The following is an 18,970-nucleotide window of genomic DNA, read 5'->3' as shown; positions in this document are numbered from 1 at the left end:
AGTCACAAAGTATTTAATTCTTTGTGTCTTTGTGCCTTTGTGGCATAAAAAAGTATGGTAATTAACGTTTAATCTACTTTATAAACCGTGCCTCTTTGTTTTTCTTCAGAGCCAACTAAGCCAAATTCAAACGTATATGAATCTTTAGAAGTGTTTAAAATCTTCATGCTGATTGCCTTTTCTTCAGCCATATTTTTAGGATGTTTTTTTTGTAAAACATATTCGCAATCGCTTACCCAGCGTATCGTTGCCGTATCTGTTTTCCCTTCAAAAGTTTCGATTTCAATATCGCCTTTACGCTCAAAATAAGTCGTTTTTTTCTCGCCGTTTACTTCAGTTTCAAACTTGAATTTTCCAGTTTTAAAATCTTTACAGTTATGTTCTGTTTGGTAACAAGAAACTAATGCTAGAAGAGGAAATAAGAATATAATTTTTTTCATTTTAAATAAGTTGATTTTTTAGGAGCTAATTCCTGCTGTCCGCTATATTCCCGATTAACAAAAACTACGACTAAAAAGTCTTGTTTTTCTAAATCGGGAGATGCCGCTTCCATCAGGGCTAGGGCATTCGTTTTCAAAAGATCTTTTTTTAATTAAAGAATAAAAAGAAAATCACCAAAGTTAGAAAAGTCAGAAATATCAAATTTCGTTTCTTGTTTTTAAAACTTTGTTCTTCAGTTAAATTTGTTCTACAAAATTTAATTAGGATCCACCAGCATGTTCCGCCAAAATTTGCATAGTAATTTATCATTTCAATCTTTTTAATTCTTCGTCTGTAAAGTTCTTGATTTCTTTTTCTTTGGCAAACTTTTCAGCATTGTAATTTCCAGATTTATTCTTCGGAATTGACAAACTTGTCCATTCGCTGTTTTTCAGTTGCTTGGCATAAAAAACAATCTGCCCAACATGATACGGATAATGCGCCAGCTGACGATTAATGGCCTCAATAACCGTATGGCCTTCATTTCGAATGTAAATAATATCTGAAAGTTGTTCAGGATTTAAATTTTCTAAAGCATTTTCGAGACAATTCCATCCTTTATTCCAGAGATCGAGAACTTCTTCTTTAGACTGCAAATCATTTTCAAATTCGGAGTCGCGGTTGCGCCATTCTTTCTCGCCATCGGTGGTTAAAAAGTCTGTCCATCGCGAAAGCATGTTGCCAGAAATATGTTTTACGATTGTCGCAATAGAGTTGGTATTATCATTTAGAGAAACAAAAAGCTGTTCTGGTTCAAGCTGAGCCATTGCTTTTTCACCAAGCATTTTATAATATAAAAATTGTTTTTTTACACTTTCAAGATAAGATTCATCTGCTTTCATGGCTTTTGAGTTTAGTTTTCACGCTACAAATTGCATGAATTATTCATTCAATTTTATAAAAAATAATTAGTGAAAATTCGTGAAATTCGTGGCACAAAAAAATATTAAACAATTTTAATGTCATATTTATCCAACAAGCCGACAATTCCATCAGTAGAGAATCGTGCTTTTTTCATCGGATTAAATTCAGGATCGATTTTATAATTGTAAGCTGTTCTAAAATCTACACCAGCCAATTGTGTTTCATTAAAAATGGCACCATCCAAATTACAATTGTCAAAAACAGAATTGGTTAAGTTGGTTCCGATAAAAGTCACTTCGCGAACAGAAGAATTGAGAAACTGGGTTTTTGGCATTTTTTTATTAGAAAATAAAGCATAATCCAAAACACATTCGTCAAAAGAAACCTGAAAAAGGAAATCGTCACATTCGCTAAAAGGGATTCCTAAAAGCTTACAATTTTTGAAAATAACATTTTTTAAACTCGTTCCCGCTAGACTTGTCATAGAAAGATTGCAGTCTATAAATTCGCAATCTAGAAAGGTATTAGAATTAAAATTACTATTAGAAAAGTCACAGTTTTTAAAAACACAATCTTCAAACTCACGATTGTTTATTTTTTTGTCGATATAAACAACTTTCTCAAATGTTTTCTGAATGTGAATTAGACTTTCCATGAATGTTTTTTTATTAAGAAACCTGACAGGTTTTTAAAACCTGTCAGGTTTACTATTATTTTGAAGAATTAGTCATTAAATATCCCTTTCATTATAATTTTCAATCCTAAAAAGATCAAAAACATAGAACTGAGGCAAGCTACAATTCCAATTCCTAAAACCAGATAATGCCAGTTAGTATGCTGATTTTGAAATGCATTATAAATTAAAGTTGGCCCTAAAAACATTAAAGGTAAAGCACCGCTTAAATATTTAATTCCTTTTCCTAATAATTTTTTATTTGTTGCCATGTCTTTTTTGTTTCAGGTTTTAGTTTTTTTGTTTCGGGTTTCAAGCTTAAAAAAAATAACAAAGTTGGAAAACCTTAGTACCTTAGTTTCTTTACACCTTTGGACCTTGTAAATAATTATCCACAGCATTTCTCACGCTGCCATATTTTTTTAATAATTCGGATCCTTCTTCATAAGAAACCGGAATTTCGTCCATAATCATTTTTACGCCGCGGTCAACCAGTTTTATATTGCTTAACTGCATGTCGACCATTTTATTGCCTCTTACTTTTCCTAGCTGAATCATAGATGCAGTCGAAATCATGTTTAAAACCAATTTTTGTGCAGTTCCAGCTTTCATTCTCGAACTTCCGGTTACAAATTCTGGTCCAACCACAACTTCAATTGGAAACTGAGCAGTCAAAGCCAACGGACTTCCAGCGTTACAAGTAATACATCCTGTAACAATATTGTTTTGATTGCAAGTTTCTAAACCGCCTATAACATACGGAGTAGTTCCAGAAGCTGCAATTCCGATTACAACGTCATTTTCTCCTATATTATGATTTTGCAGATCAATCCAAGCTTGCGTCGGATTATCTTCTGCATTTTCTACTGCGCGTCTTATGGCCGTATCGCCGCCTGCAATAATGCCATTTACTAAATCAAAAGGAACACCAAAAGTTGGCGGACATTCAGAAGCATCAACAACACCAAGTCGGCCAGAAGTTCCAGCTCCGATATAAAACAATCTGCCGCCCAATTTTAATTTTGCAACAATCTGTGGTATTAAAGCTTCTATTTGCGGCAAAGCTTTCTCGACTGCATAAGGCACAGTTTTGTCTTCTTGGTTTATATTTGATAACAATTCATGAACAGACATTTTTTCTAAATGTTCGTATTTCGATGATTGTTCTGTTGTTTTCGTAAATGTCATTTTAATGTTATTTAGACGGGGTCAAAATTAATATTTTTTATCTCAATCTTGCAAAGTCTCAGAGATTTAAAATCAATTTTTTTCTTCAATTTTTTCTCTACAAAGACGAGTTTAATTGAGCTTTGTTACAAAAGCGAAAACATTATATTTGTTCAATAATAAAAACTGGAATGGATAAATTGGCATTTTTAGATAGCGTTGCCCGTATTGCTGTCTTTATTTCGTTATTGCTTGCACTTTTTTTACTTACAGTAAAAACGGAAAATAAATTAGCTAATAGATTATTTGCTTGTTTTATTATTTTCTCGGCTATTGATTTCAGCGGACTTTTAGCTTATTCATTTCCTTTAGAATATATGGATCTGGAATTCTTTAGAAGTACAATATGTTTGCTAGAAATGCCTTTGATCTATTTGTATGTTTTGGCAGTCTGTTATTCTGATTTTAGATTAAAATGGAAGCATTTAATTTACACGATTCCTTTTCTGGTTATGAATTTGGTTTTAATGCCGAGGATATATTTGAAATCGGGTCCCGAAAAAATGTATGCTTTAGAGAATTACAACTCTATGTTTGAGATTTATTTTTTTCAGATTTTAATCGAATTTCAATATTGGTTTTATATAATCAGCATTTTTTTGATTTTAAGGAAGTATAAAAGAATTTATTTAGAAAATTATACTAATCCCAGTACTTCGACCTACAAATGGCTTTTTCAGATGAACTGTGTTTTTTTAGTAATGCATTCTATTACGGCTTCAAAAAATTTATTGCGCTATACAGCTTCGCGAGATATTTTTCTGTGGGGAAACGTCTTGATGGTCGTTATGGCTTTATGTGTAATCTGCTGGTTCGTCATGAAGGCCTTAAATCATCCGGAACTTTTTAGAGGGATCAATTCTAATTTGCAATTAACAAAAGAGTTTCTTTCTAAAGAAAATGAAGATAAAATCGAAAAAACAGTAGAGATTGAGGATAACGCTATTTCGTCTCAAATTGCGACATTAAAACAATATATGGCAGAGAAAGAACCTTATCTGGATCCGTCACTTACCATTCAGGAATTGGCAAATCAGATTGATATTCCGGTTCGAGATCTTTCGGTTTTAATTAATCATCATATGGATCAGCATTTTTTTGATTTTGTAAACGAATATCGCATTAAAAAAGCAATGCAAATTCTAAAAAATCCTGCTCAAAATGATCTCACGGTTTTGGAAATCTTGTATGAAGTCGGTTTTAATTCGAAATCATCCTTTAATACTTCTTTCAAAAAATATACAAATTTAACGCCGACAGAATACCGAAACGCTTCATAATAAAGAGTTTGTAAAAAGTCGAACGTCGCATCAAATAAAGTCGAACTTATTTCTTAATGAGAAATTGGTTCGACTTTTTTTGTCGGTCGCATACGCAGATTTTCTAAGGCAATTTTGCTTCAAATTAATCAAACAAGTAAAATTAGAAATCATGAAAAAATTACCTCTTTTAATCTTTTTAGTATTGCCACTATTTTGTTTAGCACAATCGACATTTAAATTAAAAGGAAAAATAGCGAGCGAAACAAAGCTTTTAGAATGGGCTGAAGTTTCAATCTTAAATGAAGAAGGAAAAATTATTACTGGGACAACAAGTAAAGCTGATGGCTCTTTTGAAATTGATCTTAAAAAAGGGTTGTATAAAATAGAAATCAGTCTTTTGGGTTTTACGGATCTTGAAAAAGAGATTTCAGTAGAAAAAGACACCGATTTAGGAACTGTAATTCTCAAAGAAACCACAACAAATTTAGTAGAAGTTGTGGTACAATCTAAAAAGAAAACTATCGAACAAAAAACAGATCGTTTGATCTATAATCTGGAAAACAATGTAGCCAATGTTGGAGGAGATGCTTTAAGCGCTATAAACACCGCGCCTGGAGTTGTGGTTCAAAATAATACAATTAATATATTAGGAAAAGGAACTTCAAGAGTTATGATTGACGGAAGGATTATTGAATTAACAGGCGAAGAATTGAATAATTTTTTGAAATCAATTTCTGCGGCGGATATTAAGAATATTGAAGTTATAAGTAATCCGCCTGCAAAATATGAAGCTGATGGATTTGGCGGACTAATTAATATTGTAATGAAAAAAGGCGTTCGTGATTCTTGGAAGAATTCAACAACGGTTTCTTACGATCAGAATAAATACGGAATTTTCACTTTGAGAGATAATTTCTTTTACAGCAAAAACAAATTTCGTTTGTCGGCAAGCTTTAATGGAAAAACGGGATATAAAAATGTAGATGAAATCTCGGACGTTTATTTTGAGGATGGACTTTCGAATTTGAATGCGAGAACAAAAGCAAAAAACGAAAATCTATCAGGAAAATTAGCTTTGGATTATGATTTTTCTGAAAAAACTACAGTTGGTTTTCAAATTTTAAATGATAGAAATAGTCCTGATTTTCAGTCAGATATTGTGGTTAAAAAGTACAATACGCAAAATCAATTGCAAAATTACATTGTCAACAACAGTTTTGCAGACAGAGCATCGGGTAATCAAACTTATAATGGGCATTTGATTACAAAACTGGATACGTTAGATCGGAAATTATCATTTGATGTGGATTATTTTAACTACAACTCAAAATTTGATCGTGAGTTTACCGCAAATAATTATTCAGCAGATGGAACTTTTGTCGATGTGAATCAGTCTGGAAGAAACATTTCGAATCAGGATATTGATAATCTAAGTTTTAAGGCAGATATGGAACATCCGCTTCAGGCTATGAATTTATCGTATGGAGCTAAAGTGAGTTTTACCAATAGCATAAGCGATGTGCTTTTTTATGATACAATTACTGGAACTCCAGTATTAGATCCCAATCAGTCGAACCGTTTTAAATACACCGAAAATAATCAGGCAGTTTATATTAATGGTGATAAAAAAATAAACGAAAAATGGAATCTTCAATTGGGATTGCGACTTGAAAACACAGAAACTACTGGATTTTCTGAAACATTGAATCAAGAAACGGTAAATAATTATTTGAAATTGTTTCCAACTTTTTTTGCTTCATACAAAAAGAATGATAATAACAGTTTTAGTTTGAATTATGGAAAAAGAATCAACAGACCTCGTTTTGACTTACTGAATCCGTTCCGAATTTATATTAGCAGTAATAGCTACGCGGAAGGAAATCCGTTTTTGAAGCCTTCTTTTAGTGATAATTTTGAGTTTGCCCATTCGTATAAAGAAATTTTAAGAACAAGTGTTTTTGTAAACCTTATTACGGACGGTTATGGCGTTTTATTTACTTCAAACCCAGAAACAAGTACGCAAATCATAACGCGTGACAATTATTTTAAAAGCTTGAATTATGGTGTTGGCGAAAGCTATTCGGCAGGTTTTGCAGAGTGGTGGCAGAGCGAAAATTCATTGTATTTTTTAGGCGCAAAAACAGACTTTATTAAAGACATCAATGCAACGCCATCGAACAGTTTGCAAATTGATTTTACGACTAATAATACTTTTGTATTAGGAAAAAACACGAAGCTTCAAATTGATTTTAATTACAGTACGCCTTTTAAAAGCGGTTTGTATGAAATAGGTTATGCCTCAAGTTTTGATATTGGATTCAAACAGGATTTGTTGAATAAAACGCTTCAAATTGCATTTCTGGCCAATGACATTTTTAATACATCTTATTTAAAAGATTTCACCTCGGTTGTCAATGGCGTAAAGCAAGTGTACAGCAATAACGAAAGCAATCGTTTTGTGCGTTTGTCTGTGATTTACAATTTTGGAAATAAAAAGATAAACGTGAAAGAACGCTCTTTTGGAAATCAGGAGGAAAGAAAGAGGGTTTCTAATTAGATAATGTGTCAATTTGGTAATTAGAAAATGATAATTAAAAACGGGAATATTTTGGGTGTGACCACATTTACAAAAGGCGCTATTTAACAAGCCGCTTATGTGCGCCTTTCGTAAATGCGGTCGGGCTATCCGCTCCGCTGCGGCGGATTGCTACTATCCCTCACACGAAAAAATCAATAATGAGAAAATTAGTCAATTAGATAATGAGTCAATGAGAATTATCTAATTATCAAATTGGCAAATTATCTAATTATAAAAAGAAAGCTAGAAGAATACCTAAAACAATCATCGAGACCTTAGCAATGTTGAATTTATGTCCTTCACTGCTTTCAAAAATGATTGTTGATGAAATATGGAATAAAATACCAATTACAATGGCTGTTATTTCAGTATAATATTTGTTTAAAAAAGGTAAATATTCAGAAGCCACAGTTCCTAGCGGTGTCATGATGGCAAAAGTCAGCATGAAGGCAAAAATGGCTTTTTTGTTTAAATCGGCATTAATGAAAAATGTCGTTAAGATAACGGCAATAGGCAAGTGGTGAATAGCTATTCCGATTGCTAAACCATGATGGTGACTTACAGGAAAACCTTCTAAAAAAGCATGAATACACAAACTGATAAATAAAAGCCATGGAATCTGAGACATTTTTGCATGCCCGTGAACGTGTCCGTGTTCAGCGCCTTTTGAGAAAAATTCGAGAATAATCTGGAATAAAATTCCGATCATAATAAAAATTCCGATACTATGATTGTGCGATTCGTAAACTTCTGGCAAAAGATGCATTACGGTTAGAGACAATAAAAAAGAACCGCTGAACGCCAGCAGTAATTTTAAATTGGTTTTGTTGTTTGGTTTTATAAACAAAGCCACGCTATATCCTAAAAGTACAGAAAATAAGGGTAGTAAATAATTCATTCTTTTTGTTTAAAACAGAAATTATTTTATAAAAATATAAAAATACTAGTGATTTTCTTAACACGTAGAAGCATAGTTTCTATGTGTTAAAATATTCTTTGGTGTAAATGAATTCTATTTAAAAATCATGATTAATCTTTCGCTTTCTGTTTTATGGAATTTTTTGAGTTTGTAATCTCCAAAAATGTCCAGAAGGAAAATTCCCGCTTCGTCCATTAAATCTTGAAAGTCTTTCAAAGTTAGTGCTTTTACTTTTTCTGTAAAATGATATTTTCGGCCTTGGTCTTCAAAATCGATTTCTTTTAAAATATGTCCGTCTTCAACATATCTTTTGATATGAAAATCGATATCATCAACGGTTTTTACCTCTTCAGGAACCAGATTTTCAATAACGTTTGCCACGTTCATAAAATCAATAACGGCAAACCCATATTCAGACAAGCTTTCTTTAATTGCTTTTAAAGTCGTAAGGTTGTCATCGTCGCTTTCGAAATAGCCAAAACTGGTAAAAAGATTGAAAATAGCATCAAATTTTTCTTCAAAAGGCTCGCGCATGTCGTGCACTTTAAAATGAAGTGTTTCGTTGCTGTTTTTGCTGGCTTCGGCAATGCTATTCTCAGACAAATCGGCTCCTAAAACATCGTAGCCCAATTGATTTAAATAAATAGAATGACGGCCTTTTCCGCATGCTAAATCCAAAACTTTTGCTTTCTCAGGCAAGTTCAGATAATGCGTTAAATTGTCCATGAAAATTTGAGCTTCACGATAATTTCGATCCTTATAAAGAATGTGATAATATGGCGTATCAAACCATGAAGAATACCAGTTTTGATTGTCGTCTTCTTGATTCGGGATCGATGCGTTATGTTCTGCAGACATTTATTCTATTTCAATTAATTCAAAAGTCCGGCAAATTTAGTGTATTTTTGCCGAAAAATAACTATGTCGCTTCGATACGTATTTATACCAGTATAATAAAATGTTATAGCGATTGGCTTTTTTTAATTAAAAAAGAAATGGAAGAAAATTTTAAAATGATTGCCAAATGTTTTTTTGGCTTTGAAGAAATATTAGAAAACGAATTGCGCGCACTTGGGGCTCAGGATGTTGAAAAAGGCGTGAGAATGGTGAGCTTTAAAGGAGATAAAGGTTTTATGTATAAAGCCAATTTATCTTTGCGTACTGCACTTAAAGTCTTAAAACCAATTTATTCTTTTAGAGCCAATAATGAGCAGGCTTTGTACAAAGGGATTTCGGGCATGAACTGGTCGAAATATTTAAATGCCAATCAGACTTTTGTGATCGATGCAACGGTGCATTCTACTTATTTCAATCATTCTGAATTTGTTTCTCAGAAATGTAAAGATGCGATTGTAGATCAGTTTAGAGAAAGAACCGGGCAAAGACCAAGTATCGATAAACAGCATCCAGATTTACGTATTAATATCCATATCGATAGAGATCAAGTTTCTGTGGCTTTAGACACTTCTGGAGCTTCACTGCATCAGCGTGGTTATAGAACGGCTACCAATATTGCGCCTATTAATGAGGTTTTGGCAGCTGGAATTCTTTTATTGTCAGGCTGGGACGGGCAAACTCATTTTCTAGACCCAATGTGCGGTTCTGGAACTTTCTTGGCAGAAGCAGCAATGATTGCCTGCAACATTCCGGCAAACATCAACAGAAAAGAATTTGCTTTTGAAAAATGGAAAGATTGGGACAATGATCTTTTTGATACTATTGTTGACAGTTTAATGAAAAAAACGAGAGAGTTTCATTATACGATTAAAGGTTATGACAAAGCGCCAAGTGCTGTCAGTAAAGCCAAAGACAATATTAGAAATGCCAATTTAGAGGATTATATTTCTATACACGAAGAAAATTTCTTCGATACAGAAAAAGAAACAGAAGGTAAACTGCATATTGTTTTCAATCCGCCTTATGATGAGCGTTTAGATATTCATATGGAAAGATTCTACGCTAGTATTGGAGACACTTTAAAGAAAAACTATCCAGGAACAAACGCTTGGTTTATTACAGCCAATCTAGAAGCTTTAAAATTCGTGGGATTAAAACCTTCAAGAAAAATCAAACTTTTCAACGGAAGTCTTGAAGCACGTTTGGTAAAATACGAAATGTACGAAGGAAGCAAGAGAACGAAATTTCAAGTTTCTGAATAGTGACAAAGAAACAAAGGTTCAAAGAGGCAAAGTGAAAACTTTGTCTTGAAAATTTGATTTTTAAAAATATAATTAACTAATAGTTCAGATGTTTAAAGTTTAAGAAGCAAAAGAAAAACTTTGCCTCTTTGAACCTTTGTAACTTTGCAACTTAAAATAAAAAAAATGTCAAAACTACAACTACGAGCTTTTTTATATCAATTAGCAGCTTTTGCAATCTTGTTTATTGCATTTCGATTTTTAATTGCAGCTTATACGGGATTAACGGGAATCTGGATTCCGCTGACGGCTTTTGTAATTGGAACAATTGTTGGGCCTAAATTTCAGGCAGTGAGAACTAAAGACGGTGAAAAGCTTTTTATGAAATGGCTTTTTATAAAAGGAATCAAAGAAATTCAATAATATAAAAATGTTTATATGAGGAAAATTGGACTTATTGGCGGAATCAGCTGGGTTTCTACATCAGATTATTATACTTTAATTAATAAAGGAATCAATGAAAAACTCGGTGGACTAAATTTCTCTGAGTGTCTAATTTACTCTTTTAATTATGCCGATATTAAAAAGAATAACGATGCCAACGACTGGGATTCGACTTTTACGATGCTTTTAAAAGCTGCAGAAGTTTTAAAATCGGGCGGGGCAGAAGCTATTGTTTTATGTGCCAATACCATGCATTTAATTGCTGATAAACTACAGCAAGCAATTGGAATTCCTCTTATTCATATTGCAGAAGAAACAGCAATTGAAATCCAGAAAAAAGAAATCAAAAAAGTGGGTTTGCTGGGAACGAAATTTACAATGGAATTGGATTTCTTTAAAGACAAACTTGCTGAGAAAGGAATTGAAGCTATAATTCCAGAAAGTGAAGAAGTTAAGGATTTTATTCACTATACTATTTTTGAAGAATTAGGAAGAGGAATTGCAACCGAAGAAACGAAAAAACGTTATCTGGAAATTGCAAACGAATTAATCAAAAATGGCGCAGAAGGAATTATTTTAGGATGCACCGAAATTCCGCTGGTAATAAAAGAAGGCGACTTAAATGTTCCTATTTTTGATACTACTTTAATTCATACAAAAGCAGCGATTAACTTTCAGTTAGCTTGAAAAAAGGTGCTAAGATCCTAAGATGCTAAGGTTCTAAGTTTTCTTTTAGTGTCGTAAAACAGAAAAGCCTCAAATTCAAGAAATTGAATTTGAGGCTTTTTTGCTTAGTTCCTTAGCACCTTAGTATCTTAGTAGCTACAAAAAACTACTTTTTCTTCTTCTTAGCTTCTTCTATTTTAGCATTTTCAGATGCCATTGTTTTTTTCTTGTAAATCGGAATAAAGTAAGAAACCGTGTAGTTGAATCCAACACCAAAACTTCCGTCGTACGTTCTATTAAATCCTGGGATATATAGATTTTCAAAATTACCGGGCTCTTTATTCATAGCCAAAAGTTTAAGTTGGACACCAAAGCCAACAAATACATTATTAAAAACTTTCGCTTTTAATCCTAATGCAACTTCAATCCAAGCAGCTGTAAGTCCGCTGTACTTTTGGCCTTCATTTATTGGTGGTAATTCTCCCCAATACGGATTTGGATTGTAAATTTTATAATTAATCAGTTCTTGACTAAAAGTACTGAATCCGCCACGCATTCCTATCGTGATCAGGTTTTCCATGTCTAGCCAGTTTTGGTAAAAATTATAGTCAAAACCTGCTTTTACATAAGTTCCAGTAGCCGAAGAAGTCAAACGATCGTCCTCAGTAGTTTTGTCTTCAAAACCCAATTCGGCTGCCAAATAATACTTTTTTGTTAAGCGCCAATCTCCAACAAACTCGATTCCTTTATAATCTTTGTCATATAGTCCGCGAGTAAGTTTGTACAAATCTACGCCAACACGAAGTCCGTATCGATCTGTTTTTACAACGCTGTCTTTTAAAATTTCCTTTGGAGCTTCCTTAATTTCAGGTTTAGCCGTTTTTACCTTTTCTGTCTTTGGCTTTTGGGTCACTGTTGAATCCAAATTTTTAGAAATCTCAGGCACATCCTGAGCATAACCTAAAAACATTGAAAACAATAATGAAATGCTAGAAATAAACTTTAATGTGTGTTTCATTTTCAGATTCAATGTTAGGGTTTTCTAAATCAATTCTAGTCATCCAGACAGTATCTCCATCAGGATCAGTACGAATAAAAGGATCGGTGTTATTTAACTGGAAAATAGTTTTAAAGCCGCAAGCCCTTGAAACATATACATTTTGTGTACTATAGTTAAATTTAAGCACATCAGTATTAACCGCAGCAGGATTTGTGTTTAAAGAATCAAAAGTAAGCTTGAAAGTTGTAGTGCTGTCATTTACTTTTAATGGTAGTAATACTTGGCTCCCATTAGTTACATATCTTAACGTGTCATCAACAGCAAGGTTTTCGTTAAAAACAATTCCCTGCTCCATTCCCTCGCCAATAACTTGTAGATTGGTTACATTTTTAGTTTTTGTCGGATTGGCACTATCATAAAACGTAATCACCAATCTTGGTGTAGTTGGTGTGTTAGCATCACAGATATCATCTTTCTCACAGCTGGATAAGCCAAAAGTAAAGAGCAGTAAAATAGCGATTATTTTTTTCATGTATTTTTTATCGAAGTTCTAAAAGTACAACATTTTCAACATGATGTGTCTGCGGAAACATATCTACAGGTCTCACACGAGTTACTTTGTATTTTTCGTCCATTAAAGCCAAATCACGCGCCTGAGTTGCAGAATTACAGCTTACATAAACGACTTTTTCTGGAGCAATTTTTAAAATCTGTTCCACAACATCTTTATGCATTCCGTCACGAGGCGGATCTGTAATAATTACGTCTGGTTTTCCGTGCTGAGCAATAAAAGCTTCATTAAAGACCACTTTCATATCACCAACAAAAAACTCACAATTTGTAATATTATTGCGTTCTGCGTTGGCTTTAGCATCAATAATTGCTTCAGGAACACTTTCTACTCCAATTACTTTTTTCGCTTTTTTAGAAACGAACTGAGCAATAGTTCCAGTTCCTGTATATAAATCATAAACGACTTCATTTCCTGTAAGACCAGCAAAATCTCGAGTTATTTTGTACAATTCATAAGCTTGGTCAGAATTGGTTTGGTAGAAAGATTTTGCATTAATGCTAAATTTTAAACCTTCCATTTCTTCCAAAATGTAGTTTCTTCCTTTATAAAGCACAACATCCTGATCGTAAATCGTATCATTTGGCTTTCCGTTTACAACATATTGTAATGAAGTAATTTGAGGGAATTTCTCGTATAAATGGTCAAGAATTAATTCTCTGTTTTCTTTATCTTCTTCAAAAAACTGAATCAGAACCATAATTTCTCCAGTAGAAACAGTACGAATCATTACCGTTCTTAATAAACCAGAATGTTCTCTCGGATTAAAAAACGCTAAATTATGTTCGTTTGCAAAAGCTCTGATTTCGTTACGAATTGCATTTGAAGGATCTTCCTGTAAATGACATTTGTTGATGTCAAGAATTTTGTCCCACATTCTAGGTATATGAAAACCTAAAGCATTTCTATTGCCTAAATCTTCTGTGCTTCCAATTTCTTTTTCAGTAAGCCAACGGCTGTTAGAAAAAGAGAATTCCATTTTATTTCTATAGAAAAACTGTTTCTCAGAACCTAAAATATCTTCAAATTCTGGAAGTTCAATTTTTCCTATTCTTTGTAAGTGATTTTTAACTTCATTTTGTTTAAATGCAAGCTGCTGGCTGTATTTCATATTTTGCCATTTGCATCCTCCACACACTCCAAAATGTTCGCAGATTGGATCTACTCTATATTCAGATAATTCATGAAATTTTACAGCTTTACCTTCGTAATAAGCCTTTCTTTTTTTTAATGTCTGCACGTCTACAACATCTCCAGGTACCACATTCGGAATAAAGATTACTTTTCCGTCAGGTGCTTTGGCTACTGAAACTCCTTTAGCACCAGCATCAAGAACTTGAATTTGATGAAAGACAATTTTGTCTGTATTTTTTCTTCCCATAGCGCAAAAATAAGCCTTTGAAAACTTTTACAAATTTAATTTTAGAAAAAATTTAGAAATTCTTCAAAATATTAGTTTAATTGGGTATAAAACTTAATTTTGTTTTCGTAATAACCCCAATAAAATTGCATATTAACCTACACATCCATTTCTTTTTATGAAGTTGTATCATAAACTCTCACAAATCAGCTTTCTTAAAAAAAGTTATGCTTTTAAATTTTTATTTGTTGCTTTTATCGGTATCCATATTCCTTTAATCGGAATCTTGTTTTTTGTTTTATTTTTCGAACATAAGATATCATCGGCATCTATTCTTGTTTTTTCTTTAATTATGACATTGCTGGCAACGGCAATAACGCTTTTGGTTTTAAACAGGCTTATAAAACCAATTGCAACAGCCTCAAAAGCTTTAGATGACTACAGAAGTTCAAGAAAACTTTCTGCATTGCCTACGGGATACACAGACGAAGCTGGATTGCTTTTGTGCAACATACAGGAATCTATTAATGAAGCCGAGAATTTTATTAACGAAAAACAGGATCTTATCTATATGCTTTCGCATGATTTGAAGAATTTTGCAGGAAATCCGCAAGGTTTGGCCAAGCTGATTATAAGTGAAAATCCGTCTGAATCGGTTAAAAATCTAGCCGAATTAATTTGTGAATCGACAGATCTTCAATTTAGATACATCGAAAATTTTATTAAATTGCTAAAGGAACAAGACGAAATTGCAAAAGTAAATCATGAGGTTAAAAAAATCTCATTTTCTACTATTATTCCTTTTATAAATGAACAAGTAGAACAGCGTTTATTTGATAAAAATATAAAACTTGATTTGGCTGTAGAATGTGCCGAAGCAAAGCTGAAAATAGACGAGGGACTTTTGGTTCAGGTATTGGTAAATCTAATAAGCAATGCCGTTAAGTTTTCTTATTTTGATAGTGAAATCAAAGTCAGAATCTTTTCTCAAAATTCAAAATTGATTTTTACAGTTAAGGACAGCGGAATTGGATTTGATAAAAACCAGATTGAAGAACTGTTTAAAAAATTCACAAACATGAGCCGACTCGGAACCGCAAGTGAAGGTTCTACCGGAATCGGACTTTATTTGTGCAAGAAGATTATTGAAAGAAATAATGGACGATTGACTGCATCGAGTGAAGGAAAAAATAAGGGCGCTGAATTTAGAATTGAATTTGATGTCTAATTCTTATAAAAAAGCTGCTAAGATATTTTCTTAGCAGCTTTTTCATTTTAATATAAAACAAAACCGAAATATAATTGCGGTTTATTATCAATGCATTTTACACCTGTCGGAACCTTTGGGTCTGTGCAAGGAGGCATTACGTCTGCATAAAAGCCCCATTTCTTATTAATGTATGCTTTATATGCATTATACTCTTTAATTTTTTTCTCCAAAACAGCCAAATCTACTTTTTTGGAATATAAAATAAATCCTCCAGTTGGCGAACAAGGGGTGTCATACATTTTTACAAAACCCCATTCTTCAGGATTGGAGCAGGGTTCGGTGTCAACTTTTGAATAGGTAATAATGTCGTTGTACAAACTTTCAAGTTTTGCGTTGTCTTCTTCTTGTGTTGTACCGTCATCGTTGCTACAGGAAAAGCAGGCGAGCGCAGCAGCTAATAAAATAAAACTTAGTTTTTTCATGGTTAATGATTTATGATTAGTTTTATTATTAGATATGCTGATAAAGAAAAGGTTGCGTAGAAGTTGTAAGAAAAAAACGCCTAAGAGATGATAAGGTTCTGAGCTTCTAAGCTACTAAGAAGAAACTAAAGAGCTTAGAAGCTCAGCATCTTAGTAGCTTTGAATCTTTTAAAAAAAACTACCAAAGCTGATGAACAGAAGGTTTGATGAGATCAGTATAAATTTTGTTCATTGCACTAATCTGCTCCGAAGTTAATTTTGGAGTATCATAAACCGATAAATTAGACAGAACATGCTCAACTTTTGAAGCGCCTGGAATAATACAGCTTACTTCATCAAAACTTAAAATCCACTGAAGTGCAATTGCTGCCAGGTTTTTTGATTCTGGAAATAAAGCTTTTAATTCTTCAACAGCTTTTAAACCTAATTCGTAATCAATTCCAGAGAATGTTTCGCCTTTATCAAAAGCTTCTCCGTTGCGATTAAAATTACGGTGATCCTGAGAGTCAAAAGTGGTTTTCGAATCAAATTTACCAGTTAAAAGTCCGCTTGCTAAAGGAACTCTGGCGATAATACCAATATCTTTTTTCTTCGCTTCTGCGAAAAATAATTCAGAAGGACGCTGACGGAACAAATTGAAAATAATCTGAACCGTTGTTACATTTGAATACTCAATCGCTTTTAAAGCTTCTTCGACTTTTTCCACACTTACGCCAAGATTAAGGATTTTTCCCTGATCTTTTAATCGGTCAAAAAGTTCAAATATTTCCGGACGATAGTAAACTTCTGTCGGAGGACAATGCAATTGAATTAAATCAAGCGTTTCTAATCCAGTTCTTTTTAAACTGTCTTCAACAAATTTTTGAAGCACTTTTGGCGTATAGCCTTCATTAACATGCGGATTGATCTGGCGCCCGCATTTTGTAGCTACAAAAATTCGTTCAGAACGAGAGCGAACGACTCTTCCAACGGCTGTTTCGCTTAACCCGTTTTCATAAACATCGGCAGTATCAATAAAATTTACGCCATTATCTATAGCGGTATTCAAAAGTTCGTCGGCAGTTTTATCATCAAAACCCGATCCCCATTTCCCGCCAACCTGCCAAGTCCCAAGAGAAATTTCAGATATATTAAAGTTTGTTTTTCCTAGTTTTCTGTAGTGCATTTTTTTTCTTTTAAGGTTCAAAGTGACAAAGAGGCAAAGTGACAAAGATTAGCAACTTTGGATCTTTGTCACTTTGCACCTTTGTCTCTTTCTCAGTCAAATAAATCCGAAGACAAATATCTGTCGCCTCTATCGCAGATAACGGCAACTACAACTCCAGATTCTAATTGTTCGGCAATTTTTAGGGCAACGGCAACAGAGCCTCCGCTGCTCATTCCTGCAAAAACGCCTTCTTCAAGGGCTAATCTTTTGGTCATGGCACGCGCTTCTTCTTCGCTCACATCCACAACGGTATCCACTTTAGAAGCATCAAATATTTTAGGAAGATATTCTTGTGGCCATTTGCGAATTCCAGGAATCTGAGAACCATCGCTTGGCTGTGCGCCAACAATCTGTACATTTGGATTCTTTTCTTTTAAATAAGTAGAAGTTCCGATAATGGTTCCTGTTGTTCCCATAGCCGAAACAAAATGAGTTACCGTTCCGTCAGTGTCGTTCCATATTTCAGGGCCAGTTGTTTTGTAGTGTGCTTTCCAGTTGTCATCATTAGCAAACTGGTTCAACATCAAATAACCGCCTTGTGCTACTTTTTTATCTGCATAATCTCTAGACCCAATAATTCCTTCGCTTGCAGGCGTAAGAATAACGGTAGCGCCATAAGCACGCATAGTCTGAGTACGCTCTTTTGTAGAGTCTTCAGGTAAAACCAATTCGATTTCGATACCAAATAATTGGGCAATCATAGCAAGAGCAATTCCTGTGTTTCCGCTGGTTGCTTCAATTAATTTGTCTCCTTTTTTGATATCGCCTCTTTCCAATGCTGCGGCAATCATATTGTATGCGGCTCTATCTTTTACACTTCCTCCAGGATTATTTCCTTCCAGTTTCAGTAAAAGTTTTACATTTTTATTTTTAACTAGATTGACGGTTTCCATAAGCGGAGTATTGCCAATTAGGTTTAATAATTTATGTGAATTCATGTTATTTTTTTTCTTTTATTTTAACTTCAGTGGTAGTGGTGTTCATCACGATAGAATTTTCAGGAATCGATTTTGTAATCCAAGCATTTCCTCCAACAATACTGTTCTTGCCAATTACAGTTTCGCCGCCTAGAATTGTAGCATTGGCATAAATGCAGACATTGGCTTCAACAGTTGGGTGTCTTTTTGCATTTTTCATCTCTTTGCTTACACTTAAAGCTCCGAGCGTAACGCCCTGATAAATTTTTACGTGTTTTTTTATAACCGTAGTTTCACCAATTACAATTCCCGTTGCGTGATCGATAAAAAATGGCGATGCAATATCAGCACCTGCATGAATATCGGTACCCGTAATTCTATGCGCATATTCGCTCATTAATCGGGAAAAAAGCAATAAATCGAGATGATATAATTCGTGGCTCAATCTGTAAATTGCAATGGCATAAAATCCAGGATAACCCAGATATACTTCATCGATACTGTTTGAAGCGGGGTCATTTTCAAGAATATATTCGGCATCCTGATTTAATTTTTCTAAAACTCCAGGCAATTTTTCTAAAAAGCGGTCCCAAATAGATTCGCATAAATTTTGAGGCTTTTTGCAGGCCAAAACAGCGATTTCTTTAAAACGAAACTCTAGTTCATCGATACTTTCGTCTAGCGCCGCATTCGAGTCAAACAGCGTGTAAAAAAGCTTTTCTGTAAAGTCTTCTGTTTTGGTTTTAATGCCGTAATTTATGTGTGAATGGCTCTTTAAAGCTCTTATATTTTGTATGATAGTGTCTTTTGTCACAATGGTAAAAATGAATGAATAATTTTGGAACGTTAAAAGTAAGGCGTTTTTTGGAAATAAAATCACGATTTAACTAAAGAAATTTTCTTTGCAAAGTTAGATTTGTGATAAAAAATGAATTTCAAACCATTCTTTTTTATGTAATTCTTAAGAAGTTA

21 protein-coding genes are annotated in these 18,970 nt (G+C 33.6%); 6 read left to right on the top strand and 15 right to left on the bottom strand.

Features of this window, described 5'->3' with window-relative positions:
* Positions 1 to 68: 68 nt before the first annotated feature.
* From AC3E9W_RS09055 to murQ, 6 genes are all read right to left on the bottom strand, one after another.
* Complete coding sequence (locus tag AC3E9W_RS09055) at positions 69 to 440, bottom strand: DNA topoisomerase IV (RefSeq protein ID WP_306159757.1); 372 nt, start codon at positions 438 to 440, stop codon at positions 69 to 71.
* Positions 437 to 577 carry a hypothetical protein gene (locus tag AC3E9W_RS09050; RefSeq protein WP_488768115.1) on the bottom strand — a complete coding sequence of 47 codons (141 nt, stop codon included), beginning with the start codon at positions 575 to 577 and terminating at the stop codon, positions 437 to 439. The genes AC3E9W_RS09055 and AC3E9W_RS09050 overlap by 4 nt, the downstream gene beginning before the upstream one ends.
* A 169-nt stretch (positions 578 to 746) precedes the next feature.
* Entirely contained in the window at positions 747 to 1,322 is a 576-nt protein-coding gene (locus AC3E9W_RS09045; RefSeq protein ID WP_488768114.1) for a DUF1572 family protein, read from the bottom strand.
* 104 nt (positions 1,323 to 1,426) lie between these two features.
* The gene (locus AC3E9W_RS09040) at positions 1,427 to 1,999 is read right to left on the bottom strand and encodes a pentapeptide repeat-containing protein (RefSeq protein WP_488768113.1); all 573 of its coding nucleotides are present in this window, start codon (positions 1,997 to 1,999) and stop codon (positions 1,427 to 1,429) included.
* Between the two features lie 68 nt (positions 2,000 to 2,067).
* Complete coding sequence (locus AC3E9W_RS09035) at positions 2,068 to 2,289, bottom strand: DUF6095 family protein (protein WP_306159765.1); 222 nt, start codon at positions 2,287 to 2,289, stop codon at positions 2,068 to 2,070.
* A 91-nt stretch (positions 2,290 to 2,380) separates the two neighbouring features.
* Positions 2,381 to 3,205 (bottom strand): N-acetylmuramic acid 6-phosphate etherase, encoded by an 825-nt coding sequence (gene murQ / locus AC3E9W_RS09030; protein WP_306159767.1) that lies wholly within the window; start codon positions 3,203 to 3,205, stop codon positions 2,381 to 2,383.
* Positions 3,206 to 3,375: 170 nt separating this feature from the next.
* Here murQ and AC3E9W_RS09025 point away from each other — a divergent pair, with 170 nt between their 5' ends.
* Complete coding sequence (locus AC3E9W_RS09025; RefSeq protein WP_488768112.1) at positions 3,376 to 4,524, top strand: helix-turn-helix domain-containing protein; 1,149 nt, start codon at positions 3,376 to 3,378, stop codon at positions 4,522 to 4,524.
* Positions 4,525 to 4,675: 151 nt separating this feature from the next.
* Positions 4,676 to 7,063 (top strand): TonB-dependent receptor, encoded by a 2,388-nt coding sequence (locus tag AC3E9W_RS09020; RefSeq protein ID WP_488768111.1) that lies wholly within the window; start codon positions 4,676 to 4,678, stop codon positions 7,061 to 7,063.
* A 250-nt stretch (positions 7,064 to 7,313) separates the two neighbouring features.
* On the opposite strand, the gene AC3E9W_RS09015 is transcribed toward AC3E9W_RS09020, so the two are convergent.
* Both AC3E9W_RS09015 and AC3E9W_RS09010 read right to left on the bottom strand, forming a co-directional pair.
* Complete coding sequence (locus AC3E9W_RS09015; RefSeq protein ID WP_306159773.1) at positions 7,314 to 7,982, bottom strand: ZIP family metal transporter; 669 nt, start codon at positions 7,980 to 7,982, stop codon at positions 7,314 to 7,316.
* A gap of 114 nt (positions 7,983 to 8,096) precedes the next feature.
* Positions 8,097 to 8,861: a class I SAM-dependent methyltransferase gene (locus AC3E9W_RS09010; protein ID WP_488768110.1), complete on the bottom strand. Its 765-nt coding sequence runs from the start codon at positions 8,859 to 8,861 to the stop codon at positions 8,097 to 8,099.
* 137 nt (positions 8,862 to 8,998) lie between these two features.
* On the opposite strand from AC3E9W_RS09010, the gene AC3E9W_RS09005 reads away from it, so the two are divergent.
* From AC3E9W_RS09005 to AC3E9W_RS08995, 3 genes are all read left to right on the top strand, one after another.
* Positions 8,999 to 10,162: a THUMP domain-containing class I SAM-dependent RNA methyltransferase gene (locus AC3E9W_RS09005; protein ID WP_306159777.1), complete on the top strand. Its 1,164-nt coding sequence runs from the start codon at positions 8,999 to 9,001 to the stop codon at positions 10,160 to 10,162.
* A gap of 165 nt (positions 10,163 to 10,327) precedes the next feature.
* Positions 10,328 to 10,564, top strand: a complete 237-nt coding sequence (locus AC3E9W_RS09000) for a hypothetical protein (RefSeq protein ID WP_125719469.1) — start codon at positions 10,328 to 10,330, stop codon at positions 10,562 to 10,564.
* A gap of 15 nt (positions 10,565 to 10,579) precedes the next feature.
* Complete coding sequence (locus AC3E9W_RS08995) at positions 10,580 to 11,272, top strand: aspartate/glutamate racemase family protein (protein ID WP_488768109.1); 693 nt, start codon at positions 10,580 to 10,582, stop codon at positions 11,270 to 11,272.
* Between the two features lie 145 nt (positions 11,273 to 11,417).
* Here AC3E9W_RS08995 and AC3E9W_RS08990 read toward each other — a convergent pair whose 3' ends face one another.
* Genes AC3E9W_RS08990 through rlmD form a run of 3 tightly spaced genes read right to left on the bottom strand, consistent with a single transcriptional unit; the run spans position 11,418 to position 14,203 of the window.
* Positions 11,418 to 12,269: a DUF6048 family protein gene (locus AC3E9W_RS08990; RefSeq protein ID WP_306159781.1), complete on the bottom strand. Its 852-nt coding sequence runs from the start codon at positions 12,267 to 12,269 to the stop codon at positions 11,418 to 11,420.
* Positions 12,241 to 12,783 (bottom strand): DUF6452 family protein, encoded by a 543-nt coding sequence (locus AC3E9W_RS08985; RefSeq protein ID WP_488768108.1) that lies wholly within the window; start codon positions 12,781 to 12,783, stop codon positions 12,241 to 12,243. Before AC3E9W_RS08985 ends, AC3E9W_RS08990 begins: the two co-directional genes overlap by 29 nt.
* Before the next feature lie 7 nt (positions 12,784 to 12,790).
* On the bottom strand, positions 12,791 to 14,203 hold the full coding sequence (gene rlmD / locus AC3E9W_RS08980) for a 23S rRNA (uracil(1939)-C(5))-methyltransferase RlmD (protein WP_306159785.1): 1,413 nt from the start codon (positions 14,201 to 14,203) through the stop codon (positions 12,791 to 12,793).
* 157 nt (positions 14,204 to 14,360) lie between these two features.
* On the opposite strand from rlmD, the gene AC3E9W_RS08975 reads away from it, so the two are divergent.
* A complete protein-coding gene (locus AC3E9W_RS08975; protein ID WP_488768107.1) occupies positions 14,361 to 15,410 on the top strand; it encodes a sensor histidine kinase in 1,050 nt (349 codons plus the stop codon).
* Positions 15,411 to 15,457: 47 nt separating this feature from the next.
* Here the strand turns inward: AC3E9W_RS08975 and AC3E9W_RS08970 are convergent, their stop codons facing one another.
* The 4 genes from AC3E9W_RS08970 to AC3E9W_RS08955 form a co-directional block, all read right to left on the bottom strand.
* Positions 15,458 to 15,874 (bottom strand): hypothetical protein, encoded by a 417-nt coding sequence (locus AC3E9W_RS08970; protein ID WP_306159788.1) that lies wholly within the window; start codon positions 15,872 to 15,874, stop codon positions 15,458 to 15,460.
* Between the two features lie 178 nt (positions 15,875 to 16,052).
* Positions 16,053 to 17,039: an aldo/keto reductase gene (locus tag AC3E9W_RS08965; RefSeq protein ID WP_456897402.1), complete on the bottom strand. Its 987-nt coding sequence runs from the start codon at positions 17,037 to 17,039 to the stop codon at positions 16,053 to 16,055.
* 92 nt (positions 17,040 to 17,131) lie between these two features.
* Complete coding sequence (gene cysM, locus AC3E9W_RS08960; RefSeq protein ID WP_250835519.1) at positions 17,132 to 18,019, bottom strand: cysteine synthase CysM; 888 nt, start codon at positions 18,017 to 18,019, stop codon at positions 17,132 to 17,134.
* A 1-nt stretch (position 18,020) separates the two neighbouring features.
* On the bottom strand, positions 18,021 to 18,812 hold the full coding sequence (locus tag AC3E9W_RS08955; protein WP_456897495.1) for a serine O-acetyltransferase: 792 nt from the start codon (positions 18,810 to 18,812) through the stop codon (positions 18,021 to 18,023).
* Between the last annotated feature and the right edge of the window lie 158 nt (positions 18,813 to 18,970).

Source organism: Flavobacterium sp. 38 (genome assembly GCF_057799715.1).
This window is presented reverse-complemented; position numbering and strand designations above follow the sequence as displayed.